The sequence below is a fragment of the Cocleimonas sp. KMM 6892 genome (assembly GCF_035798195.1).
GTDB classification, from domain to species: Bacteria; Pseudomonadota; Gammaproteobacteria; order Thiotrichales; family Thiotrichaceae; genus Cocleimonas; species Cocleimonas flava.
Genome location: NZ_JAPFBV010000002.1, coordinates 168748 through 194729, shown reverse-complemented (window position 1 = coordinate 194729; position 25982 = coordinate 168748). Strand labels below are relative to the sequence as shown.

The window sequence follows — 25982 nt, the reverse complement described above, 5'->3', positions numbered from 1 at the left end:
TGTGCTTACGTATAACTCCTACTTCATCACTTTGTTATTCTTTGATAGTTTGTTTGATATTGAAACGCTTGTAATGAAAAACCTTTTGAAAACAAGCCTGCAATAAACAGTTCAATCATCTGATCTCAAGCCTCAAGATAATGGAGCGATTAAGTTTATGCTAAAACTCAAATCCAGAAACGTTAGCTATAGAAACATCAGGCTCAACAGTATCCTCATCCCGATTCTGCTGACATTCACTCAAGCCAGCATGGCAAGTGATTTAGGGGAAACGCTCTCAAAGCAAGGTAATACCAAAGGCGCTACCGCATGTGTTGCTTGCCATGGCGTAAATGGCGGTGGATTAGCCTCGGCTGGATTTCCCCGATTATCAGGATTGGAACCTGCTTATATCGAAAAACAGTTACAGGACTTCGCCAGCGAGAAACGGGTAAACGCAGTGATGAAGCCAATTGCCCAAGGCTTGTCGGACGATGAAATAAAAGCGGTCGCCACTTATTATTCGCAATTAGAAATACCTGCTTCAACACAAAAACCTGACACAGATGACGCCACTATTGCCTCTTTTAAAGAAGGCAAACAACTGGCAATAAACGGCAACTGGTCTAAAAATATTCCTGCCTGTTATGCCTGTCATGGTGAGAGTGCTGGCGGTATCGGCGAAAACTTCCCCGCGCTTGCCGGACAAGGTGCCTTGTATATCGAACAACAGTTAAATGCATGGCGCAATGGACAACGCAAGAATGACCCCAACGATCTTATGAAAGGCGTCGCACTGCGCTTAAGTGATGCAGAAATAAAATCCGTGAGTGCGTATTTAGCGAGCCTTTCTAGTGCTTGGCACTAGAATTATTTCAGGAGTTTATTATGTCCAACAAAAACAAAGTCATTGAAGTGCTAGTGGGATTCAGCCTGGTTGCATTGACTGCCTCATCGATGAGCGTTTCGGCTGAAGAAAAAAGCACAACTAGAAATACAGATAAAGATTACCAGCTTGAATTAGAGACTGCCCCGAAAGGCGTTGCAACGTTTACTCCCCCCAAAGAAGCGGATATCCCAGATACGCCTTTTGGTGAGGCTGTCCGCTATGGTAAATCCTTGTTTATGGATACCCAGCAATTACGCGGTAAATACGTCAATAATGAATTGAATTGCGGAAACTGTCATCTGGATCGCGGCAGAATGGCTAACTCAGCGCCATTGTGGGGAGCCTTTCCCATGTACCCTGCCTATCGCAGCAAAAACGACCATGTGAACACCATCGATGAACGTATCCGCGGTTGTTTTACTTATAGTATGAATGGTACTCCACCGCCTTTTGCAAGTAAGGAACTCACGGCTATGGTTGCCTATAGTTACTGGATGTCGACTGGCGCACCCACGGGACAAGCGTTGCCGGGTCGGGGTTATCCAAAACTCGACAAAGCAAAATTAGAACCCGATGTGGGTCGCGGTAAAATGGTTTATAACGATAATTGTGCAATCTGCCATGGCGCTAATGGTGGAGGTACCAAAGCCAATGGTAAATACGCCTTTCCTCCGTTGTGGGGAAAAGACTCCTTCAACTGGGGCGCTGGAATGCACCGCGTGAACACAGCCGCAGGTTTCATCAAAGCCAATATGCCGCTTGGTAAACCGAATAGCCTGAGTGATCAGGAAGCTTGGGATGTGGCGGCATTTATGAACAGCCATGAACGGCCACAAGATCCACGATTTAAGGGTAATATCGATGAAACCGCTAACACCTTCCACAAACACCAATGTTTTTATGACAAAAAAGTGGACGATAAGCTCATTGGTACGGGTACAAAATAATTGGCTTCAATTGAATTTTTAAGGTCACCCCCCTACTTAGGGGCACTTTTTTATAGTGTGCTTATTAGATTAAAACTGATTCATCAGAATAAAATCATTAATCAGAATTAAGTCTAAGACTCCTCACTTTCTGCCTTGGCGTTTTGGTTTTCAATCTTCTGGTCCAGAATAATTTTGATGCTGACCAGAATCGGCACTGCCATAAATATACCCAACACTCCCCAGATCCACCCCCAAAACAGGATGAACAAGAACACAATCACCGGATTGACGGTTAACATTTTGCCGACAAAAAAGGGTTGAATAAACTGGCCTTCCAGCAAATTCAAACCCAATAAAGCCAAGGGTGGCATCAGAATATTAAAGGGCGTATTGAAGGTCGACAAAGACACAACTGCAACGATGCTGATGTTAATTAGCGGGCCAACGTAAGGAATGTAATTGAGTAACGCAGCACTCGCGCCCCACACCAATGGATTCGGCATTCCCAGCCACCACATCACGCCTGCAACGATTAAACCGAGGACAATATTGATCGCGGTAATCAGGAATAAATAGCGACTGATGGTTTGTTGCGTATCGCTGATGGCTTTGATGATATTGGTTTCGTACTCTAGCCGCTTCCAGTAACGCCCCAGTTGCCTGACCAGGGAATGACCGAACGCCAGTATAAAAAACAGTAACACGATAAAAATCAAGAAACCCCCAATAAACGACTGGGTGCTATCCAGCATTTTGGCGACTATACCTGGTTTTGTTTGTACCGTTTGCCCTGAACTTGAATCACCCGTTGCCATTTCAGTTAAGTCATCTATTTTTTTCGTGGCTTCTTTGACGTTATCAACAGAGCTTTTAAACACCTTTAAACGTCTATCTATATTGCGTATTTCTTTGGGTAATTTTTCCAGCCATTCACCTGCAGGCGTAGACAGACTATTAAACGAAAGTACGATCAGCGAGGATGAAATCAACAACACCAGAAAACTCGCCATAGCGCGCGGAATGCGAAGTTTCATTAAAAACAACACAACGGGTGTCAGCATAAAGGAGATTAAAATCGCCAGAAACACGGGGATTAACAGGCTTTGACCGACGTGCAAGACAAACAAAACACCGATAATAAAAAGCCCCCAGAGAGGGATTTTTATCGATTCTGATAGTGCTTTGAAGTCTTTCGTTTGCATGCGTATTACAACCCGTTATTTTTAATGGCTTACAATTGGATTAAAGACTTAGCGACCAGAGATGTAACTTTAGAGGTTGCCAGTGCAGATGTTTTTTCAGCGCCTGCAAGCAAGCCTGCAAAAAATGAAATACCAACGCTTTGTATTGGATTCTCTTTTACTGGTGCTAAATAATCGATAGTAGCTGCATTATGGCGTAGTTGTTGTTTCGCTTCAGCAACTGAAAGCGGTGTTTTGGTGCTTAATGTTTTTTGTGACGATTCGCCATCTGTTGACGTGTTTGGAGAAGATTTGTAGTGAATTGATGCATTTTGAGTGGCCACATCAATCGTTGAAGAAAGATCAGACTTTGAAATATCTAACTTTGTACTATCTATGCCTGTTGATTTAGACGATACGCTAGCCATACTAATCCTCCTATAAACAATAAACAAACCAGACTGGTAACCAGGTACGCTACAGCAGGAACCGAGACCATCAATGATGCGTGATATACAGACGCAAGCAACAGGCATATAGCGATGAGTGACATAATCGCCACAACCAGTATCATAAAAGCGATACTGGTTGTTTTGATGATTTTTTGTCGAAGCAAACGTCCTTCCGCTTCAGCCAGTTCAAATAGACTTATGGTGGTTTCGGTTAGTGCTTTCATGGAGTTAACCTGCTAGTTACGTTAGTTGCTTGTAATAAAATATTAAGTAAAGATTATTTATTTGAAGACACTTTCGACAATACATAACCCACACCAAATGCAACCAGAATGCTCGCAACCGGATTTTGCTTAATGCGGCCACTTACGGCTTCAACGCCTTCTGTGCCTTTCTCATACACTTCTTTCAAACCTTCTTCAGTCGTGTTTTGCAGGCCTTCGAGCTTGCTTGCCATTTCGCTTTTAATATCGTCCTTTTTTTCTGAACCCTTCGCTTTTAACAATTCAACAAGATCGTTGTATTTATCCTGAAGTTCTTTTAACTCTTCGTTGATCTCTTTATTGCTAATTGCTTTTTTAGTCGCAGCCATGACTTACTCCTGTTATTAATGATTGAATGAAATTTTGATTAGGCTGACTGTTTAACTAGTCAACAGATTCTAATTTATAGATAACAGGAGCGGAATGAACTCGGACAAATCCACAAATGATGTAAGGCTTGTCTTACATTGAGTGATTCTTAGGTGATTTCGTTATAACATTTAGAATAGGTCACCCCCCCTACTTTCAGGCACTTTTTATCTACATGTTAGCTTTGAAGTATTGCTGATTAAACAATTGGACTATTTATGATCTTAAGAATTTTAATTGCACTGATAATCAGCATTGTCGCTTATGTGACTTATTACAATAACGCGATCAGTACCGATTACAACGAAGACATCGCTTGCTTTGATCTCAATGACAGCCACATCAACGCATTAAGAAAAAGCGCCGTGACTTTTGATACTACGGAAGGTGGTGCGCCGATGCTGTCGTTTGAACTAACGGATCTGCTATTTCCGGGAAAGATCAGCGCGAATGAGTCTCTTGATACCACTAATAGAGCCATCATCAAGGGCATTGCTTTTCAAATATTCCTTAATGCTGCGACCTTAAAGTCAGGAAACTATTCTTTCACCAATCCTTTATTTGATGATGATAATCACAATAGCAGGATTTCATCGATTCCCGAGCTATTAGAGCTGTATCACAACAAAACAATAGGATTTTATTTTAACGAGAATCACGCCACGCTTTTAAAGTCGAGTCAGGCGAACTTCTCCTACGGTGTTATCGGAATAAACGCGAAAAGACCGTTCGGTGATTCGACCGCGTTTGAATACGATATCGCTGATATTGTCGGTGAAAAATACCCTGTGAATAACGACAACACAGGAAATATGTCAGCAGAGATGCTGGATAGAATGATGCGTCTGTATTACGAACTGGTCCCTGCGTTACAGGTATTACTGATCAATGGTGAGATTGAAACGGGGAAATATTGTAGAGAGAACTCTTACTCTGAATGGATAAAATCCTGATCAAAACAGGAGGTATCATCTTTATGAATAAAAATGACACCCCCCTACTTTGGGGCGCTTTTTTCTGATCAACGTTAAACTAATTCTCTCTATTAGTAGCCAAGCAGCTTCTACCAATAGCCAAGCAGTTTCCACCAAAGTCCGCCAACGACTCCCCATATAATCAAGTTAACAACACTCATAATCAGCCCCATGAGCCACCAATTTTCCATTGAGACATAACCTGAGCCGAATATGATGGGTGAAGTACCTGTCGCGTAATGCGTCAAAGACATCATTAATGAAGATGCGCCTGCAAGCAATAAGCCCAGGTACAATGGTGGCGCGCCTAACGCTAAGCCAGCCACATAAAAGGCAGCGAACATCGCAGTGATGTGCGCAGTGGTACTGGCGAAGAAGTAATGAGCATAGAAATAAATCACAACCAGGATAATGGTAGAGGCTATCCAGTCAAAACCGAGTTCTTTGATATTGCTTTCAACCACGGTAGAAAACCATGCAACCAAGCCTAATTTATTGAGGAATGTTGCCATCATCACTAAGGCAGAGAACCAGATTACCGTATCCCACGCTTGTTTTTCTTTCAGCACATCTTCCCAGCTTAAAACACCGGTAATCAATAAAACAGATAATCCCAGAAAGGCCACTGCGGTGGTATTCACTTTATAATCTGGGCCTAATATCATCGCGGGAACACCCGCCCAGAGAATCAGTAAAAGGGCAAACACGCTGATCATGATTTTCTCACCGTAAGACATGACACCCATTTCCGTTAATTTAGACTGTGCGTAGGTTCTGGCGTCTGGGGTGCTTTTGATTTCTGGCGGATACACCGCATAAACAATCAGCGGGACTAAGGCAATACAGACTAAACCTGGCAACAATGCAGCCAGTGCCCATGTTCCCCAGGTGATGCTGATATCGGCACCTGTTGCATCTGCAATCAGTTTCACAATTAACGGATTTGGCGCTGTTGCGGTGATAAACATCGCTGATGTAATCGGGTTTATATGGTAATTCACTAACGCCAGATAGTGACCAATTTTTCGTGAGGTTCCCTCTTCTGGCGAAGACCCGAAACTGGTCGCAATGGATTTCATAATGGGGTGAATAATTCCACCACCACGCGCGGTATTACTGGGCGTAACGGGTGCGATAATTAATTCGGACAATGCCAAGGCATAACCGATACCAATCGTCTTGCGGCCAAATAAGGAGATGAAGTAATAGCCGATGCGATTGCCCAGACCTGTTTTAGCCAAACCACGAGAGATGATAATCGCAATACCGATCAACCAGATCAATGAGTTAGAAAAGCCACTTAATGCATCTTTGATCGCGCCAGATGGATTGTCATTGGTGACGCCGGTTATCGCAACCAGAGTAATGGCTAAAATGGCAATTGCGCCAATCGGCATAACCTTGCCAATAATCGCCACGATGGTGCCGACGAACAATGCCAGTAAATGCCAGGCATTGTCAGAAACATTTTCTGGAGCAGGAACAACAAACCAAAGCAGTAGAATTATTGCGAGAGAAATCAATCCTGGAATAATTCGAAGATCAGTACTTTTCATGTGAGTACCCTTTTAATAGGAGTTTTTGTTCTTCGAAAACCGAAGAATTTCTAAGCGAATCTTACCCCACTTAAATAGGTGATCTCAGTGTCATTAGTTGATGAATATCATGTATTTGCGATTAAAAAGAGATTGGCTGATGAAGCGCGGGTTTCAGTGATAATTACGGTTTTAAATTAAGGATTAATTCACTCAATACGCTTAAGCCACCCCCCTACTTATAAGCACTTTTTTAAGTCGACTTTTTTTAGGGCGGCTGTATTTAGAGCTACTTTATTTAGAATTTAGAAAGCTACGATTAGATAATGCTGTGCTTTATGAATAATTCTCTTCTACTCGGTAAGAATTGTTCACTACAGATACACAGCAAAAATATTGTACATTCACCCTATCAATCGATGCCTTGTGAAAGTTTACATAGAGAGGCTAGTTCTTTCTTGATAGCTTCTTTCTTGATAGCTTCTTTCTTGATAGGTTTTTTCTTGATAGGCTCAGGCATCATAAAAACATTCGGAGAAGTACATGTCGGCTATTGAAATTCGTGACGCAAGCATTGAGGATTCTGCATTGATACTGAGGTTTGTCACTGAACTCGCTATCTATGAAAAAGCAGAGCATGAAGTGATTGCCACACAGGATGATATTGAGGAATCTTTATTCGGCCCTGAAACGAAAACCAAAGCGCTTATCTGCCAGTTAAATGGCGAAGCTGTAGGTTTTGCCGTCTACTTTTTTAATTATTCAACCTGGCTGGGTAAACACGGTTTGTATCTGGAAGATTTATACGTCTCTCCTGAAGCCAGAGGCTCAGGTGCGGGCAAGGCATTACTGAAGCACCTTGCAAAAATTGCGGTTTCTAAAAACTGCGAACGCGTTGAGTGGAGCGTACTCGACTGGAATGAGCCTGCCATTCAATTCTATCAATCGATTGGCGCACAACCAAAAGATGAATGGATTGGTTATCGATTGTCTGGCAAAACGCTGGAAGATTTTGCTAACGGTTAAGTATGGCGCGTTAAGCGTTTGGTGATAGCGGATAGAGTTTCAAACTAACAATAAGGAATCAATCATGACTAAAAAAATAGCTTTCTTCGATACCAAACCCTATGACAAGAAATCGTTCGACGAAGCAAATAAAGACTTCGGATTTGATATTACCTATTTCGATGCGCATCTGAATGCCCACACAGCCCCGTTGAGTGCTGAACATGATTCGGTGTGTGCTTTTGTCAATGACGTTATTGATAGTGATGTCATCGAAACTATCGCCAATAATAAAATACAGATACTGGGAATGCGTTGTGCAGGCTATAACAACGTCGATTTTAAAGCCGCCTACGAAAAACTGCATGTAGTTCGCGTACCTGCCTATTCTCCCTATGCGGTGGCTGAACACACTACAGCGCTAATTTTGTCGCTAAACCGCAAAACCTATAAAGCGTACCACCGCACTCGCGATGGTAATTTTTCCATCAACGGCCTGCTTGGTTTTGATATGCACGGCAAAACAGCGGGAATTATCGGTTTGGGTCAAATCGGAAAATGTCTGGTATCTATATTAAAAGGCTTCGGCATGCAGGTGCTAGCGTATGATCTGTATCCCGATGAAGCTTATGCAAAAGAAGTGGGCATTGAATATGCCTCTTTAGAAGAAATCTATAAACGCTCCGATATTATCTCGCTGCATTGCCCCTTATCTAAAGAAACGGAACACATGATAGACGCGGATGCGATCGACATCATGAAAGACAATGTGATGATCATCAACACCAGTCGTGGCAAGCTCATCGATACTGAGGCTTTGGTCAGAGGTCTTAAAGCAGGGAAAATTGGTGCCGCGGGTCTTGATGTTTATGAAGAAGAAAACGAATACTTCTTTGAAGACAAATCACTGGATTTGATTAAAGACGACACCCTTGCCCGATTGCTGACCTTCCCTAATGTATTGATCACTTCTCATCAGGCGTTTTTCACCAAAGAAGCGCTGCATAATATTGCCCAAATAACCTTGAACAACTTTAAACAATTCTTTGAAAATGGCGCTTTAAACAATGAGGTTTGTTACGACCACGAAACGATCAAAGAAAAATAACAAGAATCGAATGAATAGCCGACAAATTCTAATAAGCCAAACATCTGGCAATAATCTACATTTAAAATAAAGTAAAATTCTTGATTCTGTTATTCGTAAATTTCAGTATTATCTGCGCCAGTACAGCACATTTTAAACAACACTTTGGGTTGGAATTAAACAATTCGATACCCAATAATTATTAGATCACTGTTAGGAAAGCACCATGCAAACGATAAATATACTCGAAGAAGTTAAACAGGCATGGGGCTGGGTCGGCATTGATCCCATTGAGCTCGTCACCGAAAATGAATTTGGTAATTTAATCATCAAGGACGCGAAAGATCAGTTCTGGAGATTATGCCCTGAAGATGTGTACTGCGAAATCGTGGCAAATTCAATCGCAGCGTATAATGAGCTCATTCAAGACGAAGAGTTTCTGGATGACTGGTTCATGACCACAATGGTCGAAGAAGCCAAAAAATCACTTGGGGAATTAAAACCTGATCGTAAATATCATCTGGTGATTCCTGGAGTACTGGGTGGTGAATACACGGGTAAAAATATCAAAACAGTACCCTTCATTGAATTAATCCGCTTTTCTGGTGAGCTGGGAAAGCAAATAAAAGACTTACCCGATGGTGCTGAAATCGAATTGAAAACCACGCCGTAAGTAATTAGAACAAACGTAGCTTTAGATTGTTTAATATGACAATCGACTCAACATAATCAAATATAAAAGCGGACAAATAATGATATGACTAAAAAAGTAGTAAAATTTGAATACGAAAAAGAAACCAAAAACAGCATTCGTTACAAAGAAGTTCCTGAAGAAGGAACGCCTCCTATTGTGGGTTCTTTATATGTTCAGAAGTGGTTTGCTGGTGGTAGTAAAAATATTGAAATCACCATCGATAAAAAAGACTAAGTCTGGCAATTTGCCTTGAAAGCAATGCTTGAACTCAACCCGCAAGAAACAAACCAGATATTTCTTGGTGAAAGAGTAACCATTACGTTAAAAGAACATGGTTCTGTGGGCATTAAATCTAAAGCGATAACTAATGACGAATCTATCATTAGTTATGTAACGTCTAACTTTGAATATTCTAATGCTACTATTCCCATGCAGCCGGGCGGTGACGGCGGGCATAGAACCTATGTTTTTAAAGCAAATAAAACAGGGAGCACTTCGATCACTACACAGCGAATTTTTCGCGCTAAACTAGAACATGAGCGCAATATAGACATTATTGTGACTACCTAAACTGGTGTATCTAGCTATTTATTGAGCTAATAAAATTTTCTCAACCGCTTTTAAATCGTCTTCGGTGTCTACTCCATGTCCCGGGACTTGTTCAGCCACTTCGACATGAATACGAGCGCCATGCCACATGGCACGTAACTGTTCTAATTTTTCCAGATTTTCAATCTGACAAAGTTCCATAGAGGCAAAGCTTTTGAGGTAGCTTGCGCGATAGGCATAGATGCCGATATGACGTTGCGCAAACTGGCTGATTTCTATGCCAGCATCACGCTGCATCGGAATGGGTGAACGACTGAAATATAAAGCCAGACCTTGCTTATCTGTGACGACTTTAACCACATTTGGGTCGTTGTATTCAGCTTCTGTTTGAATCGGCGTAGACAGCGTTGCAATGGCTGATTCAGTGTTGCTTGAGAGATTCATCGCAACCTGCTTGAGACTGGTAATCGGCGTGAGTGGCTCGTCGCCTTGCAGATTTACCACGATGGTATCATCAGCCCATTGTTTCAGCGCAACCACTTCCGCCAAACGATCACTGCCTGTTTCGTGATCTTTTGATGTCATGCACACTTCTGCACCAAAACTTTCGCAGGCGTCTTTGATGCGCTCGTCATCTGTTGCGACGATGATCGCTTCAAATCCTACTTCGGCAGCTGCTTCTTGCGCACGTTCGTAAACGTGTTGAATCATTGGCTTACCAGCTAAATCTCGAAGTGGCTTGCCAGGAAGACGAGTAGACGCATAACGTGCTGGAATTACTAAAACTTTAGCTGTCATTGGCTTTTGCTTCCTTATTTCCTTTCGACTTCTTCAGCGGTTAGCGCACGTGCTTCTTCTTCCAGCATCACGGGAATCCCATCTTTAATCGGATAGGCTAGTCGCGCTGATCGTGAGATTAACTCGTTATTTTTCTTATCGTAAATCAGCGGACCTTTAGTCACTGGGCAAACGAGTATATCGAGTAATTTTTTATCCATTAGATTGTTCCATTTGTTTATCTTAAATCAAAAGTCACCCCCCTACTTTGGAGGATTTTTTTGAGTATCTTATATTTTGTAAAGCATTTGATCGAGAATAAATCCCTTAGCTGTTAATGAAGCCCTTAGCTACCAAATAAGCCTTTAGCTACCAAAGAAGCCTTTAGCTAACAAGAAAGCCTTTAGCTAACAAGAAAGCCTTTAGCTAACCAGAAAACCTTTAGCTAACCAGAAAACCTTTAGCTCTCAAAAGCCCAAGTAACTTATCATCAAAATCTTGAGGCAATACCGCACTAATCGGCAGGTACCAATAATGCGTTTGATCACCAATAAGCTTTTTACATTTTACCGCATCTTTCTCGGTCATTATAACCTTGGAATCATCAGCAAATAATAGATCATTTTTGGTAAATGCATGATGATCCGGAAAGCTATGCTGATTTATCGCTAAACCTGCATTTTCGAGTGTTGAGTAAAAACGCTGTGGATTTCCAATGCCAGTCAAGGCTTCTACTTTTAGCTGCGAAAACTCAGTTAAAGACCGCTGTTCTGCAGTGGCTAGATTAACCAGTGAATTACCTGATAATGTCATCATATAGGCTTGATTTAAATGAGTATTCTGCGTTTTATTTTCGCCATTTAACACCAGTAAATCACAGCTATCTAAACGACTGAGCTTCTCCCTTAAAGGACCTGCCGGAATGCAATGTTCGTTTCCAAAACCACGTTCACCATCAACCACAGCGATTTGGATATCGCGCGGCATTTTGTAATGTTGCATACCGTCATCAGATACAATGACATCACAATCCGTGTCTGCCTGTATACGCTGAATAGATTCCAGTCGATTGGCACCAGCATAAACAGGAACTGATGTACGCGTTGCCATTAACACCGCCTCATCACCAACTAGTTCTGCATCGCTATCAGCTGTTACCTTTTGTGGCCAGCTCTGTGCTTTGCCGCCATAACCGCGGGTAATGATCGCGGGTTTGTAACCAGCATTTTTTAATAGCTGGACGATATGCACTGTGACAGGGGTTTTGCCAGTGCCGCCAACGGTGATATTGCCGACGACAATAATCGGCAGTTTGATATCTGATGGATTTTGCTCAAGCGTTTTGAGCTGTTTTTTTCTTTGATAGGCATTGGCGGCGCAATACAAAGCGCTTAATGGCATCAACAAAAACCGACCTTTGCCATTTCTGTACCAAACACGTTCTAACCATTGTTGTAATTTAGTGGTTTGGTTTTGGCTTGTGTCTGGGCTTTGCTGTGACATTGCTATACGTTTGTAAAATTCGTAATGCGTTTATTTCAAAAACTGCAGCTGATGCAAATTCGCGTAAGCACCCTTTTTCGCCAGTAATTCATCATGCGTGCCCGTTTCGATGATTCTGCCTGATTCCATCATCATAATTTTATCGGCTTTTTCGATGGTCGATAAACGATGTGCAATCATAAAGGTAGTGCGATTTTCTAACAGCGTTTCTAATGCCGCCTGAATATGACGCTCTGATTTAGTGTCTAAGGCTGAAGTTGCTTCATCGAGAATCAGTATCGGCGCATCGGATAAAATCGCTCTGGCAATCGCTACACGCTGTTTTTGACCGCCTGATAGCAAGGTGCCGTTTTCGCCTACTTCGGTATCAAACCCAAGTGGTAGTTTTTCAATAAACTCTAGCGCAAAAGCCGCTTCTGCAGCCGCCCTGATCTGCTCATCACTGGCCGTTCTCATGTGGCCATAGGCAATGTTATTGCGAATGGTATCGTTGAACATAGTGACGTCCTGTCCCACATACGCAAATTGGCTACGAAGATTTCTTAACTTGAAATCACTGAGCGCATGACCGTCTAAAGTGATCTTGCCTTGTTCTTCTTCAGGGAGGTCATAGAATCGTGGCAGTAAATTAACCAAGGTTGTTTTGCCGCTACCAGATTGGCCCACCAGAGCAATTTTATCACCAGGGTTTACTGAGAATGTAATGTCCTTTAGGACCTGTTCAGAACCTTCGTTATATGAAAAATTTACGTGGCTGAATTCAAAATTACCTTCTGTTTTCTCTACATCCAAAGTACCTGAATCTTTCTCTGTGGTTTCATCAAGTAACGAGAAAATACTTTCGCCCGCTGCAATACCACCCTGTAATATCGCATTTACTTGCGTCAGTCTTTTAACAGGATCAAACAGTGCGATCATTGCTGACAGGAATGCCATAAAGCGTCCCGGCGTAAATGATTCCAATAGATCCCCGTGGGTTGCCGTATAGAGCACAACTGCAAGCGCGATCGCCATAATAAATTGCACGATAGGCATGCTGGTTTTTTCAGTGACGATACGCTTCATGTATGAGCGATGATTACGCTCATTGACGGTTTCAAAACGTTTTGATTCGTATTCCTGCCCATCGTAAATGCGTATTTCACGATTCGCATTAATCACTTCATGACCGATTTGCGTGACTTCACTCACCTGCTCCTGAATTTGACCACTCAATCGTCTAAAACGCTTAGAGATATAAGCGATCAAAGCAGCAATGATTGGGCCAACAAAAAAGATGATTAAGGTTAGCTTCCAACTGTAATAGAGCATTACACCGATGGAGCCAATCACCACGACAGTATCCTGAACCAGTGTTGTTAAACCTTTGGTTGCAGCAATAGAGACTTGCTCAACATGATAGATAAGTCGTGTAACTAATTGACCTGAATTGTTTTTATCGTAAAAAGAAACGGGTAAACGCAGCAATCTTGAAAATAATTCGGATCGGATTTCTTTAACCACCGAACGTCCTATCCACTCCATCGAGTAGCTGGACATGAAACCAGAAATACCACGCAGTAGAAATATCAGGAGCAATGCAAACGGTGCCCATTCGATAATTTCAGGATCTTTATCCATGAAGGTTCCATCTAACAGCGGTTGCATATACACCGCAAATAATGGAATGGTTAAACCACCGATGATCAATCCTACGATGGCTACAATCAAATATTTCCAGTGTTTTACCGCATAAATAGCAAGGCGCTTATAGATGGCATAACCGCTTTCTTCTGGGCTTAGTGGAGTTAATATGGATGTTTTAGACAAAGTACACCTAGAGGCTTAATAACAGCGTGGACTTTAACGCAGAATAGCTACTTGAACAATCTATAGCTGTTGTTAGTTATTGTTAAATGTTGATTGATTTCAACTAGCCACAAACAATTACACCCCCCTACTTATAAGCACTTTTTTCGGGAAAGTGCCTGTAAGTAGGGGGGTGTATTTGTTTCTATTGAATAATCAGTAAACGGTAAATTATTTTTTTCGAGTTGATTTTGATGTTGCCATCGAGAAGTTAGTCATCCCCAGACGACCTGCAATATCCATTGCAGTCACTACAGCCTGATAATTAGTACTGGCGTCAGCGCTGATAACCAATGGCGGTGTTTGTTCGCCACGTTCATTAAGTGCTTGTGTCATTGCTCTGAAAAGCGTTTCTGGTTTATTGTTTAGCACTTCTCTACCATCAACAAAAAACTTGCCATTGCCATCAATAATGACTTCCATGGGTTGTTTTTTAGGCGACGGCACTGCATTGGTTGTAGTCGGCAGATTGATATTGATTTTTGCATCTTTATCAAAGGTTGTCGTCACCATAAAGAAGATCAGCAACAGGAACACCACATCGATTAATGGCGTTAAGTTTACCTCAACCTCATCACTCATGTTTTTGCGGAAGTTCATGCTACCCTACCTGCACTAACAGCTTGTGCTGCTGGTCTTTGTCTTTTCGCCGCTGGTTTAGCAGACATATCCGTTGCACGTCTGTTAGGTATGCTGACAACTTCAAGTAGTTTAATTGCCTGTTGTTCCATTTCGATTGCGTAATCGTTTATCTTTCCGCGGAAATAACGATGAAAAATCAATGCAGGAACCGCAATAGTGATACCAAATGCTGTTGTAACCAACGCTTGTGAGATACCACCCGCCAGGTCCGCAGGATTTCCTACACCACCTTGACGAAGCATTTCATTAAACACAACAATCATACCGACAACGGTACCAAGTAATCCCAGTAAAGGAGCGATTGCAGCAATAGTGCCCAGTGTTGTCATGTACTTATCCATTTTATGAATAGCGTGACGACCCGCTTCTTCTATATTCTCTTTCATCACATGTCTTGGCTGACCAAGGCTTTGTAAACCGGTTGCCAACACTCTTCCCAGTAATGAACCATGTTCGATTTGATCGATATGACCTTGTGTCATCTTGCCTGATTTAGCAAGTTTCTGTGCTTTCTCAGCAAGACCGTCCGGAATCACTTTGTCCTTTTTAAGTGTCATGAATAGAGCGAGTATGACGGCGATAGCCACTAATGAACTCAGAACAAGAGGAATCATTAACCACCCCCCTGCTTGTACAAATGTATCCATGTTAAATATTCCCCTTAACGATTAAATTTTGTTTTTGTTAGTTTTTCTGATTTAAACACACAGGGACAATAACTGACATAACCTAAACTGAAGCTTAACAAAATGCGAATTCATGACTTAGGTCATTACTTTAAATAGATAAAATTAATAATATAGTGTCATTCAAAACACACACACATTGAGGAGTGCTTGAAATGAAAGAATTATTATTTAGCCCAATGGGATTTTGGACGGTTTTCACACTTGCGTTTATTATTATTTTAATGAGCTACTTTGTTTATAAAGTGATGCGTTTATCTGAGAAGAAATAGCAGACATTTAAACTGCCGAGATGAATCGACTCAGTGATTACAACACTGAGTCTGAAAATTCATAAAAGCTGATTAAGAAAGATGATCAGAGCTACACGTTACATGCGCGATCTTTTCTAATTCAGCGAGATTCTTGATGGTTATCATACGGCGATTGGTTTCTAAAATACCGCTTTCGGACATGCGCGTAATAATTCTGCTAAGCGTTTCTACTGCCATACCAAGGTAGTTAGATAAATCCTGTCGTGGCATCGGCAAGGTAAATTCTTTGCTTGAGAAGCCTCGTGACTGATAGTGAGCTGCTACTTTTAATAGGAAAACGGCGAAACGTTCATCCGTTTGTTGTTGCCCTAGTGACAATAGCAGGTTCTGGTTGTGAGTAATTTCTTTACCCACTTGATGAAACATCACCTTGCGCATGCCAGGAAGGCGATCACACAAGCCATCAAACTCTTCCAGACTGATTCTGCACAGCAATGTATCTTCTAATGCTGTTGCATTACATTTATGTTCGCCAGTATCAAAAGCATCGAAACCAAGCAAATCGCCGGGTAAGTGAAATTCGACAACTTGTTCTAATCCGTCTTTATTCGCAATTGAGGTTTTAACCGCACCCGATTTGACTGCGTAAATGCCATTTGCTTTGTCATTGGATCTAAAAACCAAACTTTTCTTTTTGATTTTTACTGACTTATCAATCGAAGTTTCTAATTCTTCAATTTCCGAGTCGCTTAATCCATTCGGTATACATATTTGACTTAAGCTACACGCTTCGCACTTAATCGTCTTTTCGGCGATAATATTTATAGGTGGTTTCATAGCAGAAAGATTATGAGTTTTTTGACTTTTTAGCAAGATTTACCTGCTAAAAAGTCTTAAGCATTCTCATTAAAAACGCCTAATTAGCGGCTTCTAACAAGAACTATGGGTAAAAACCGTTAGATAACTTTAGAAAAACGTTGCTGCTTAATTTGTTCTTTCAAGTAAACATCAAACACCATGCAAATATTACGGATCAAAAGTCGTCCACGTGGTGTCACATCAACTCTACGGGCATCCATAGTGATTAAATCATCGGCTTCAAACTTGATTAACTCTTCTAATTCTGCGGCAAAGTAATCATTAAAGACAATATCAAATTGTTCTTCTATTTGTTTGAAATCTAATGAAAAATGACAACTTAACTGTTGGATGACACGGTGTCTGATAATGTCGTCGTCATTCATACTCAAGCCACGAATAATAGGTAACTCATTTTTATCGATACGTTGGTAATATTTTTCCAGCGCTTTTTCATTCTGGCTATAACTGTAGTAAACACTACTGATTGCACTTACGCCCATTGCAACTAAATCACATTCAGAATGGGTGGTATAACCCTGAAAGTTTCTGTGTAACTGCCCTTGTTCCTGGGCAATTGATAACTCATCTTCAGGTTTTGCAAAGTGATCCATACCGATATAGTTATAACCATCGTTAACCAATGTTTCGATGCTGTGTTGTAGTATTTCCAGTTTATCTTCGGCTTTTGGCAGTTGTGCTTCATTTATACGACGCTGCGGTTTAAACAAATGTGGCATGTGCGCATAGTTAAATAATGAAATCCTGTCCGGAGAAACCTCGATAATATGTTTTAAGGTGTTGGCAAATCCTTCAACCGTTTGTAATGGCAAACCGTAAATCAAATCAATACTGATAGATTTGGCGTTATTTGCCCTACATGCATCGATGATTCCTTTGGTCTGATGAAATGGCTGGATTCTATTAACCGCCTTTTGCACTTCATCATCAATATCTTGAACACCTAAACTAAAACGATTGAAACCAACTTCACGTAATACTTTAATAGTTTCTGCACTGACACTGCGAGGATCTATCTCAATAGAATAATCACCCGAATCGTCATCCAGTAAATTGAAAGACTTACGGGTATAAGCCATTAAGTCCTTTATTTGTTGATGATTCAAAAATGTAGGCGTACCACCGCCCCAGTGAAGTTGCTCTACAACGCGATCGGTATCATATAGCTTTGCTTGCATATCGATTTCTCGATACAAATACTCAAGATAGGTATCTGCTTTAGAGTAATCTTTCGTGGCTATCTTGTTGCAGGCACAATAAAAGCAAATCGTGTCACAGAAAGGGATATGAAAATACAACGACAGCGGTGCATTATCCTGTTTGGTGTTGCTCAGATCAGCATGCATTCTAAAATCATCTTCAGTAAATGAAGGTGTAAAGGCTACCGCAGTTGGATATGACGTATAACGTGGACCTGCCGTGTCATAATTTTTGATTTTCTCAATATCAAATTCGATTTTCATAAAGGTTACTCTAAGTGGTCTTTTACAATATGCGCAAAATAATAACGTGAATCATTCTTATTCGAATTGATTTGCATCATGTTTAAGTAAACAACGCATTAGCCGTTAAATTGTCGATAAAGCGGCAAAAATGAAACCTAACAGATTCACAATGATTAACTTACTTTTAGCTTTTTATGAGCCTGCTTTAAGGTCACAAGACTCATGTAGTTTTTAGCGGTTAATACGATACAAACACCCACGACAAATAATCCCCCGATCACTAAACTAGCGGATTCATCATTTTGCAATTTAGTAAACAATACTGACCCCAAACCAACCGTTATCAGCATTAAGCCTACTGACATTAAACCTTTTACGATAAATTCTATATCGCACTCTGTGTCGCCTTTTTTTACATCGTGTTTTTCGTTGTGTTTGTCGCTATCTTTGCTGATATTTTTGTTGCTATTTATCTTGCTATCAATGTTGCTATAAATGTTGTTATAAATGTTGCGTTGTTTCATTTTAATAGTTTGCTCAAAACCTATTCATCATTAAAGAATGATACTAAGGCTTTGCTATATATCTCTTGATCTAGCTCATGCCACGCAAAATATTAATCTGTAAATAAGCACTAATCTGACAATAGGATTAAAAAAATTAACCTAACGTCACAGTTTTCGATACTTTTATTGCAGAAGTTATTACACTGGTATTAACAACACTTTGTCATGCTAAACTCGTTTGCATAATTATAAATATCACAATAAAAATCTAAAACAGGAAAACAGTATGTCCCTAGGAACTAAAGCATGAAAAATGCCCTGAAAGTTACCGGATTATTTACCTTTTTAGCGGTTGCCTTTTTAAATGCCTTTGTCGATTTAGGGCACAAAATAATTATTCAAAATACCATTTTCAAAAACTATGATGGTTCTGAATTAATTGTTTTAACATCTATTGTTAATGCGCTGATTTTATTGCCATTTATCCTGTTATTTACTCCCACAGGTTACATCTCAGACAAGTACGCGAAAAACAGTGTAATGCGTGTTAGCGCCTGGGTTGCGCTAGGAATAACATTGCTTATTACCTTTAGTTATTATCAAGGCTGGTTTTGGGTGGCATTTGCCATGACATTTTTGCTCGCCATGCAAAGTGCGTTTTACTCGCCATCTAAATACGGCTATGTAAAAGGATTAGTCGGCGACCGACGTCTGGCGCAAGCGAATGGACTGCTTCAGGCTGTCACAACCACAGGGATTTTATTGGGAACATTTTTCTTCTCCATTTTATTCGAAAAAATTATCGTCGGTTTCGAAATAACGGATAAAGATTCGCTAATTGCCATGATGGCACCACTGGGCTGGGTATTAGTGGGATTAACTACCATTGAATTAGTCTTAGCTTATCGCTTGCCGCAAACCAATAAAACCAATCATAAAATGAAGTTTCGCTGGGATGATTATATCCGCGGTAGAACTCAGGTAAGGAATATTCGCCTTGTTAGACGTCAACCTTATATCTGGTTATCGATTCTTGGGCTTTCAATTTTCTGGGCAATTTCACAAGTTGTTTTAGCCACTTACCCGGCATACGCGAAAGAATTTTTAGGTATTACCAATACCGCCATGGTGCAGGGACTCATGGCATTTGCTGGTATTGGCGTGATGATTGGTTCATTGATCGCTGGCAGAGTCTCACGTGATCATATCGAAACCGGTTTAGTGCCTGTCGGCGCGATTGGTATCACGATTTCTCTGATACTGATTAGAGCCTTTGACTCCAGCTTGCTGCAAGCCCTGAATTTTATGTTCCTTGGGGTAATGGGTGGTTTTATCGTTGTACCACTAAACGCACTACTTCAATATCACGCGCAAAATAATCAGTTAGGCAGAGTTTTAGCGACGAATAACCTTATCCAGTTTAGTGTGATGCTGTTATTCCTTGCGATAACAACCGTGCTTAGTTATTACAAGTTTGGCAGCACCGGCATACTTTGGGGATTAGCGCTGATTGCATTTATTGGTACGTTATATGCTGTCTTTAAAATACCTGAATCTCTACTGCGCTTTATTGTTGCCAGAATATTTGCTGCCCGTTACCGTATGAAAGTCTTGGGCTTTGAAAATCTGCCTCACTCTGGTGGTATGTTGCTACTCGGTAATCACATTAGTTTTGTCGATTGGGCATTGGTGCAAATCGCCAGCCCGCGCCAACTGAAATTTGTCATTGAACGCGGATATTATGAACGCTGGTATTTAAATGGCGTGCTTAAGATGTTCGGTGCAATCCCGATTAACAGTGGCGATAGCGCAGAATCGCTGGATATGATCAATAAATTACTTAAAGACGGGAAATCAGTTTGTCTATTCCCTGAAGGAACCATAAGTCGTACTGGACAACTTTCCGAATTCAAACGTGGCTATCAACGCGCTATAGAAGGAACTAACGCAAAAATTGTACCGTTCTATCTGCATGGATTATGGGGCAGCCGCTTTTCACGCTCTAGTGGATTTTTAAAAGACTCACGCCAGTCAGGCTTTAAACGTGATGTGATCGTCGCATTTGGCAAACCATTGCCGGCAGAAACAACACCTGACCAGTTAAAACGTCGTGTTTTCGATTTATCATTCGCATCGTGGCAGAAATATTCAAAAACACTCGACCCTATTCCGGTGTCATGGTTGAAAACAGCCAAGCGCATGAGCTTTCAAATGGCTGCAACAGACATCACTGGAGAACCCGTCAGCCATCATAAATTTATTACTGGTGTGTTTGCCTTCTCTAGTCTTATCAAAAAGAACAGCCCAGAGAAAAACATAGGTATTCTAGTGCCAGCTAGTGTCGGTGGAGCCATTACCAATATGGCGGTTATGGCAGCAGGAAAAACAGCGGTTAACCTCAACTTCACTTCGAGCCCTGAAGCAATTCAAGGGTCGATAAAAAGTGCGGATATAAAAACCGTTTACACATCAAAGAAATTCATTCTAAAACTAGAACAACGTGGCATAAAAATCAAAGAGATACTGCCAGAAACGAAACTGATCTATTTAGAAGAATTCAAAGAAAAGCTATCAAAAGCGCGAATGTTATTTACTTTGCTTTCGGTGATGTTATTACCTACTCGAATACTGCAATGGGTATTCATCAAACCAATCAAGCTTGAAGACACTGCGGCGATCTTGTTTTCTAGCGGCAGTGAAGGCAACCCTAAAGGCGTTGAGCTTAGCCACTTGAATCTAGCCGCTAACTCACGTCAAATCGCCGATACGCTGAATACACGTGAAGACGATGTCGTTATGTCAACGCTGCCCACATTCCACGCCTTTGGCTTGTTAGCCACGACCTTTATGCCCTTATCCGAAGGCATACCGATTATATGTCACCCTGATCCCACGGATGTTGTCACGATTGCGAAAGGTGTCGCCAGACATCAGGCAACCGTGTTGTTTGGTACGTCGACATTTTTACGCTTGTACACGATGAATAAAAAAGTGCATCCGCTGATGCTTAGATCATTACGCTTAGTGATTGCTGGCGCTGAACGTTTGAACCCAGACACCCGCGATGCCTTTACCCTTAAATTCAATAAGCAATTATTGGAAGGTTACGGCACCACCGAAACATCGCCCGTTGCTGCGGTTAATATCCCTGATGAACTGGATACCAATTACTGGAAGCCTCAACTGGGCAACAAACTAGGTACGGTTGGAATGCCATTACCAGGAACAAGTTTGCGCATCGTTGACCCGCATACGCTGGAAGAACTGGCTACCGGCGAGGATGGATTAATCCTGATTGGTGGTCCGCAAGTAATGAAAGGCTATCTCAATCAACCCGACAAAACCGCTGAAGTTATCGTCGAAATGGACAAGTATCGCTGGTACAAAAGTGGAGATAAGGGCCATTTGGATTCTGATGGTTTCTTAACCATTGTCGATCGTTATTCCAGGTTTGCAAAACTAGGTGGAGAGATGGTTAGCCTTTCTGCCGTAGAAGAAAAAATCAGAGGTGCTCTGGGCGATCCAGAACTTGAATTAGTCGCGGTGAATTTACCTGATGATAAAAAAGGGGAAAAAGTAACGCTATTAATCGTCAATGAAATGTCTGCCAGAGAGATCAAGAAAGCGCTGATTGATGCCGAGATGAATCCGCTGATGATTCCTTCAGCATTTATTAATGTGAATGCAGTACCGACTCTGGGTAGCGGCAAAACTGATTTCGCTACCTCCAAAAAAGTGGCTTTGGGAGAGTTATAACAACAAGAAGTGCAATCAAACATCCAAATAGCATGATTCAATATGGTATTGCTGATTGATTGTCACCCCCCTACTTACAGGCACTTTTTTAGAAAGTGCCTAAATTTTAACCATTTTTAATAACACACAAGAATATGGCGTAAAAGATTGCTAGGCTTAAAGTGAATTTTTCAACAACAAGGATGATGTATGGAAAAAATCAGCACGATGCTAGCAAACATGCGCAACTTAAAATCAGCAACGATGTCCGCTCACGAATCACGGGACATTTACTTTAAAACATTATTTGCTGATCCTTACGGCTTAAAAAATAAAAAATATGATTGGGGCGGTGAAAACACTTTTGTTTACTTTTCCTTATTGGTTTACGGAATTGGTATTGCCACACTTCTGGCACTGGAAGCCAATGGAGTTCTCCCCGAAATAAACCCTAATATTTATTTCGCGTTTATATTTGCAGTATTCATCGAATTATTGGGGAAAGTGGTTTTTTCATGGAGCATCCATCGCTTCAAAATAAAAATTAACTACATTAGAAAGCTGGCGATAAGGCCCTGGCGTAAATTAAAGATATATGTCATTACCCTGTTCTTTGTGATTGAAGGCAAAGACGCTGTCCATATTATTTGTATGTTGTTTTTTATGGACCAACTGAAAACCATCTTCACAGAATGGAATGTCATCAGACGAAGAGTTCCCATATTAGCGTATGCATTTGTAGCGTGGGACCGTATTGAAGACAGACCCTATACACTTCGCTATGACATGCTTGAAGATATTCTGAGATTCATTGTTTACTTACCCTTCATCATTATCTTTGGTAAGGCATCAATCATCATTATGATTCCGAACTTGATTAACGAGTTTGGTGATGGATTGGCAGAACCTGTGGGGATTCGCTTTGGTCGTCATAAATACCGCACGCGATCATTGTGGTACAACGGTAAATTCTGGAATGGCGATTTCCAACGCAGCCTTGAAGGCAGTGCCATGGTGTACATAATTTCAGTGGTGGTATTGCTGATGTATAGCGATCTATTCACCAGCACGCAGTTGATTATTTCGTTGATATTCTTACCGATTATTATGACGGTAGCAGAAGCCTTTAGTCCGCATACCAATGATGGACCAATGCTGGCATTAACCGGATGCTCCTTCCTCTGGGTGACGATGAATTTCACCTAGGTCATATAAAAGTATTGTTTAAGTTTTGCTTAAGCCACCCCCCTACTTTGAGGCATATTTTTTAAATTAGAGGGGGGGCTTACTTAGCTATATAGAAAAAATAGTTAAATAGAAAAATAGCTAATTAAAAAAATTAACCCCTATCGGCTCCAAAAACCTCGGTTAGTGAGTCGATAGGAATTTGTCTTGATCTCACCCTCATTCGCAGGGAAGCTAATCAGCATAGCGCCATGATCGACTGTATTCATTAAAGCCACCCCCCTACTTTGGTAGCGTTTTTCTATCTCAGCTTTCGGATGTCCAAAACGACTTCGATACCCCGCCGTAATCAAAGCAATATCAGGTGATACCGCTTCAATAAAGGCAATCGAAGATGATGTTTTACTACCATGATGCGGCACTGTCATAACATCTGCATGCAGTTTTTGCGGAACAGTTTCGAGTAAATTATTTTCAGCTAACTGTTGGATATCACCCGTTATCAGCAATGTATGATAAGCATTCGACACTCTTAATACACAGGACCGGTTATTATCATTCTCTGGGTACACAGCCGGTGGCGAGAGTATCTCAAAGTCGACATTATCCCATCTCCATTTCTTGCCCATTTCACAGGCATCTATCTTTACCTTATCCAAAACCGTGGGATCACTACTCACGACAGAGCTAACGGGTATATTGTCATAGATGTATTTAGCACCACCTCGGTGATCGATATCCTCATGAGATATCAATAAGGTATCAACCTTTGTAATACCTTTAGCCCGTAAATAAGGAATAACCACCAGCTTGCCTATATCAAAGTTGTTACTCGCACGAGCACCCGTATCGTAAACCAGCGTATGTGATTTTGTTTGAATGACTGAAGCCATGCCTTGCCCCACATCGAGCATTGTATAACTGAACTCACCATCGCTTGTTTTTGCCGGGGAGAATAAAACAGCAGGAATGATTAATACCGCACCCAACCAACGCGCGGGGAAACCTTTGGGTAGAAAGATAAAGAGAAGCCCCATGAATGATAAAGTCAAATAAACAGTGGGAATTTCAGAAGGATGGAAATTTGAGAGGATTGTGCCATCGACTAGCTCCAATCCCTTAAACAGGTAATCGATCGCTACGGCAGCTATTTTGAATAGAGTACCGGACAAGACCCCAGATATTGGCATTAATATCAGAGCAACCAGACTTAAAGGCACAACCACCAAAGACACCCACGGAATAGCAAATAAATTCGCAACCGGAGAGGTTAAAGAAGCGGTACCGAAAAACAAAATGGTTAACGGCAGCATGGCTAACGAAATCAACAACTGTAATTTCACCATCATCCAGCGAGGCTTTTGCTGCTGGCGTTTGATGAAAAACAGAATAATTGCCACCGCCATAAAAGATAGCCAGAAACTAATCGTCATCGCCGCCAGTGGATCCAGCAATAACACCAAAATCAATGCAACCGCTAATACAGTCGAGGAATCGTAATTCTTCCGACTATTTAAACCCCACACACCTATCACGACCATCAATAAGGCACGCTGAGTAGGCAATGTAAAACCAGCTAACATCGCATATATCAACGCAAACACCACACCAACAATTGAGCCAGCTATGCGCACAGGGACCCACTCATTCAAACGTGGAAATAATCTCCACAGCAACATAATCGGTAAAAAGGCAAAGCTCGCGAGTAAAGCGATATGCAAACCTGAGATGGCAATCAAATGACTGGTGCCAGATTGTTGCAATAATTCCCACTGTCTATCATCCAGCTTGGTTCTGACTGCAACTGTGAGAGCACTCAGCACAGCCGCAGAGGTTTTGTTTTCGACATTGCTTTGAATCGTTTCATGGATATTTTGGCGCAAGCGATTAATCGAATACCAGGCAGATGGAGCGATTCGTTTATTGAGTGTTAGTGATTTACGTACATAACCTGTGGCTCTGATCCGTTCGGTGAATAACCACTTCTCATAATCAAAACCACCGGGATTGAGAAAGCCGTTTGGCTGTTTTAAGCGAACAACAAATTGCCACTTTTCACCCGCATTTAGTAATTGATGATGCCTAAACCAGCCTAGTCTGACATTTCCTTTAAAATCTAACGGTGTATTGATATTTTTTTGAACGATAGTCTGCGATGTTGCTTCTGAATCATTGAGTTTTGCTGTGTTATTGATCAGTTCTGCGTTTTCTACCTTGAAAATAAATCGAACACCTTCATCCGTAGAATTCGGAATATCGTGAATTTTACCCTGAAGTAAAATCTCCTGACCTTGCAGTTGGCTGGGTAAACGATTATTGATTTGAGTGTGCGCTGCATAAGCAGCGATGCTGAAACCAAACAGGAAAACGATGACCGATTTCAGGGCAGTTATCAAAGAATGTGTATATTTATTCTGATTAAATGATTTATAACCCTTGAAGTACGGTAATAAAAGTACAATGATTAGAGCTAAGCTCATAGGTAACAATACATATAAAAATGTAGATATAGAAACAAGACTATTTGGTATGGTCTGAAAGAACTGGAGCGTTACCGTGCCCAGTAAAAATAGAATTGAATAAATCCGCATGAAAGTCTTATTTGTATTATTCGTC

General features: G+C 41.2%; 25 protein-coding genes. 10 read left to right on the top strand and 15 right to left on the bottom strand.

Annotated features, from left to right (window positions below; translation table 11 throughout):
• Window positions 1-157 precede the first annotated feature (157 nt).
• Both OO007_RS06460 and OO007_RS06455 read left to right on the top strand, forming a co-directional pair.
• Window positions 158-847: a c-type cytochrome gene (locus OO007_RS06460; protein ID WP_325808184.1), complete on the top strand. Its 690-nt coding sequence runs from the start codon at window positions 158-160 to the stop codon at window positions 845-847.
• Between the two features lie 20 nt (window positions 848-867).
• A complete protein-coding gene (locus OO007_RS06455) occupies window positions 868-1815 on the top strand; it encodes a c-type cytochrome (RefSeq protein ID WP_325808183.1) in 948 nt (315 codons plus the stop codon).
• Between the two features lie 113 nt (window positions 1816-1928).
• Here OO007_RS06455 and OO007_RS06450 read toward each other — a convergent pair whose 3' ends face one another.
• Genes OO007_RS06450 through OO007_RS06435 form a run of 4 tightly spaced genes read right to left on the bottom strand, consistent with a single transcriptional unit; the run spans window position 1929 to window position 4022 of the window.
• Window positions 1929-2999, bottom strand: coding sequence for an AI-2E family transporter (locus tag OO007_RS06450; RefSeq protein ID WP_299877126.1), 1071 nt, complete (start codon window positions 2997-2999; stop codon window positions 1929-1931).
• Window positions 3000-3028: 29 nt separating this feature from the next.
• Complete coding sequence (locus OO007_RS06445) at window positions 3029-3406, bottom strand: hypothetical protein (RefSeq protein ID WP_131905568.1); 378 nt, start codon at window positions 3404-3406, stop codon at window positions 3029-3031.
• Window positions 3373-3654, bottom strand: a complete 282-nt coding sequence (locus OO007_RS06440) for a hypothetical protein (protein ID WP_131905569.1) — start codon at window positions 3652-3654, stop codon at window positions 3373-3375. Before OO007_RS06440 ends, OO007_RS06445 begins: the two co-directional genes overlap by 34 nt.
• Before the next feature lie 53 nt (window positions 3655-3707).
• The gene (locus tag OO007_RS06435; protein ID WP_131905570.1) at window positions 3708-4022 is read right to left on the bottom strand and encodes a DUF883 family protein; all 315 of its coding nucleotides are present in this window, start codon (window positions 4020-4022) and stop codon (window positions 3708-3710) included.
• A 258-nt stretch (window positions 4023-4280) separates the two neighbouring features.
• Between OO007_RS06435 and OO007_RS06430 the strand changes: the two genes are divergently transcribed.
• Entirely contained in the window at window positions 4281-5015 is a 735-nt protein-coding gene (locus OO007_RS06430) for a hypothetical protein (protein ID WP_325808182.1), read from the top strand.
• A 110-nt stretch (window positions 5016-5125) separates the two neighbouring features.
• Here OO007_RS06430 and OO007_RS06425 read toward each other — a convergent pair whose 3' ends face one another.
• Window positions 5126-6592: a DASS family sodium-coupled anion symporter gene (locus OO007_RS06425; RefSeq protein WP_325808181.1), complete on the bottom strand. Its 1467-nt coding sequence runs from the start codon at window positions 6590-6592 to the stop codon at window positions 5126-5128.
• A gap of 522 nt (window positions 6593-7114) precedes the next feature.
• On the opposite strand from OO007_RS06425, the gene OO007_RS06420 reads away from it, so the two are divergent.
• The 5 genes from OO007_RS06420 (at window position 7115) to OO007_RS06400 (ending at window position 9927) form a co-directional block, all read left to right on the top strand.
• Window positions 7115-7597, top strand: coding sequence for a GNAT family N-acetyltransferase (locus tag OO007_RS06420; protein ID WP_325808180.1), 483 nt, complete (start codon window positions 7115-7117; stop codon window positions 7595-7597).
• A gap of 64 nt (window positions 7598-7661) precedes the next feature.
• Window positions 7662-8684, top strand: coding sequence for a 2-hydroxyacid dehydrogenase (locus tag OO007_RS06415; protein WP_325808179.1), 1023 nt, complete (start codon window positions 7662-7664; stop codon window positions 8682-8684).
• Between the two features lie 205 nt (window positions 8685-8889).
• Window positions 8890-9336 (top strand): T6SS immunity protein Tdi1 domain-containing protein, encoded by a 447-nt coding sequence (locus tag OO007_RS06410; RefSeq protein ID WP_325808178.1) that lies wholly within the window; start codon window positions 8890-8892, stop codon window positions 9334-9336.
• Between the two features lie 84 nt (window positions 9337-9420).
• Window positions 9421-9591 carry a hypothetical protein gene (locus tag OO007_RS06405; RefSeq protein ID WP_325808177.1) on the top strand — a complete coding sequence of 57 codons (171 nt, stop codon included), beginning with the start codon at window positions 9421-9423 and terminating at the stop codon, window positions 9589-9591.
• Between the two features lie 24 nt (window positions 9592-9615).
• Window positions 9616-9927, top strand: a complete 312-nt coding sequence (locus OO007_RS06400) for a protease inhibitor I42 family protein (RefSeq protein ID WP_325808545.1) — start codon at window positions 9616-9618, stop codon at window positions 9925-9927.
• Window positions 9928-9945: 18 nt separating this feature from the next.
• Here OO007_RS06400 and kdsB read toward each other — a convergent pair whose 3' ends face one another.
• The 9 genes from kdsB to OO007_RS06355 all read right to left on the bottom strand — a co-directional run bounded on the left by kdsB (window position 9946) and on the right by OO007_RS06355 (window position 18464).
• Window positions 9946-10704, bottom strand: a complete 759-nt coding sequence (gene kdsB / locus OO007_RS06395) for a 3-deoxy-manno-octulosonate cytidylyltransferase (RefSeq protein WP_325808176.1) — start codon at window positions 10702-10704, stop codon at window positions 9946-9948.
• A 14-nt stretch (window positions 10705-10718) separates the two neighbouring features.
• Complete coding sequence (locus OO007_RS06390) at window positions 10719-10904, bottom strand: Trm112 family protein (protein WP_131905577.1); 186 nt, start codon at window positions 10902-10904, stop codon at window positions 10719-10721.
• A 220-nt stretch (window positions 10905-11124) separates the two neighbouring features.
• On the bottom strand, window positions 11125-12186 hold the full coding sequence (gene lpxK, locus OO007_RS06385) for a tetraacyldisaccharide 4'-kinase (RefSeq protein WP_325808175.1): 1062 nt from the start codon (window positions 12184-12186) through the stop codon (window positions 11125-11127).
• 30 nt (window positions 12187-12216) lie between these two features.
• Window positions 12217-13995 (bottom strand): lipid A export permease/ATP-binding protein MsbA, encoded by a 1779-nt coding sequence (gene msbA / locus OO007_RS06380; protein WP_243651540.1) that lies wholly within the window; start codon window positions 13993-13995, stop codon window positions 12217-12219.
• 210 nt (window positions 13996-14205) lie between these two features.
• A complete protein-coding gene (locus OO007_RS06375; RefSeq protein ID WP_131905579.1) occupies window positions 14206-14634 on the bottom strand; it encodes an ExbD/TolR family protein in 429 nt (142 codons plus the stop codon).
• Window positions 14631-15323 (bottom strand): MotA/TolQ/ExbB proton channel family protein, encoded by a 693-nt coding sequence (locus OO007_RS06370; protein WP_131905580.1) that lies wholly within the window; start codon window positions 15321-15323, stop codon window positions 14631-14633. The genes OO007_RS06375 and OO007_RS06370 overlap by 4 nt, the downstream gene beginning before the upstream one ends.
• A gap of 383 nt (window positions 15324-15706) precedes the next feature.
• Window positions 15707-16453 carry a cyclic nucleotide-binding domain-containing protein gene (locus OO007_RS06365; RefSeq protein WP_131905581.1) on the bottom strand — a complete coding sequence of 249 codons (747 nt, stop codon included), beginning with the start codon at window positions 16451-16453 and terminating at the stop codon, window positions 15707-15709.
• A 119-nt stretch (window positions 16454-16572) separates the two neighbouring features.
• On the bottom strand, window positions 16573-17958 hold the full coding sequence (hemN, locus tag OO007_RS06360; protein ID WP_325808174.1) for an oxygen-independent coproporphyrinogen III oxidase: 1386 nt from the start codon (window positions 17956-17958) through the stop codon (window positions 16573-16575).
• Between the two features lie 155 nt (window positions 17959-18113).
• Complete coding sequence (locus OO007_RS06355; protein WP_325808173.1) at window positions 18114-18464, bottom strand: hypothetical protein; 351 nt, start codon at window positions 18462-18464, stop codon at window positions 18114-18116.
• A 288-nt stretch (window positions 18465-18752) separates the two neighbouring features.
• Here OO007_RS06355 and OO007_RS06350 point away from each other — a divergent pair, with 288 nt between their 5' ends.
• A complete protein-coding gene (locus OO007_RS06350; RefSeq protein WP_325808172.1) occupies window positions 18753-22202 on the top strand; it encodes an acyl-[ACP]--phospholipid O-acyltransferase in 3450 nt (1149 codons plus the stop codon).
• A 189-nt stretch (window positions 22203-22391) separates the two neighbouring features.
• A complete protein-coding gene (locus OO007_RS06345) occupies window positions 22392-23387 on the top strand; it encodes a hypothetical protein (protein ID WP_165874662.1) in 996 nt (331 codons plus the stop codon).
• Window positions 23388-23527: 140 nt separating this feature from the next.
• On the opposite strand, the gene OO007_RS06340 is transcribed toward OO007_RS06345, so the two are convergent.
• On the bottom strand, window positions 23528-25957 hold the full coding sequence (locus OO007_RS06340; RefSeq protein WP_325808171.1) for a DNA internalization-related competence protein ComEC/Rec2: 2430 nt from the start codon (window positions 25955-25957) through the stop codon (window positions 23528-23530).
• Between the last annotated feature and the right edge of the window lie 25 nt (window positions 25958-25982).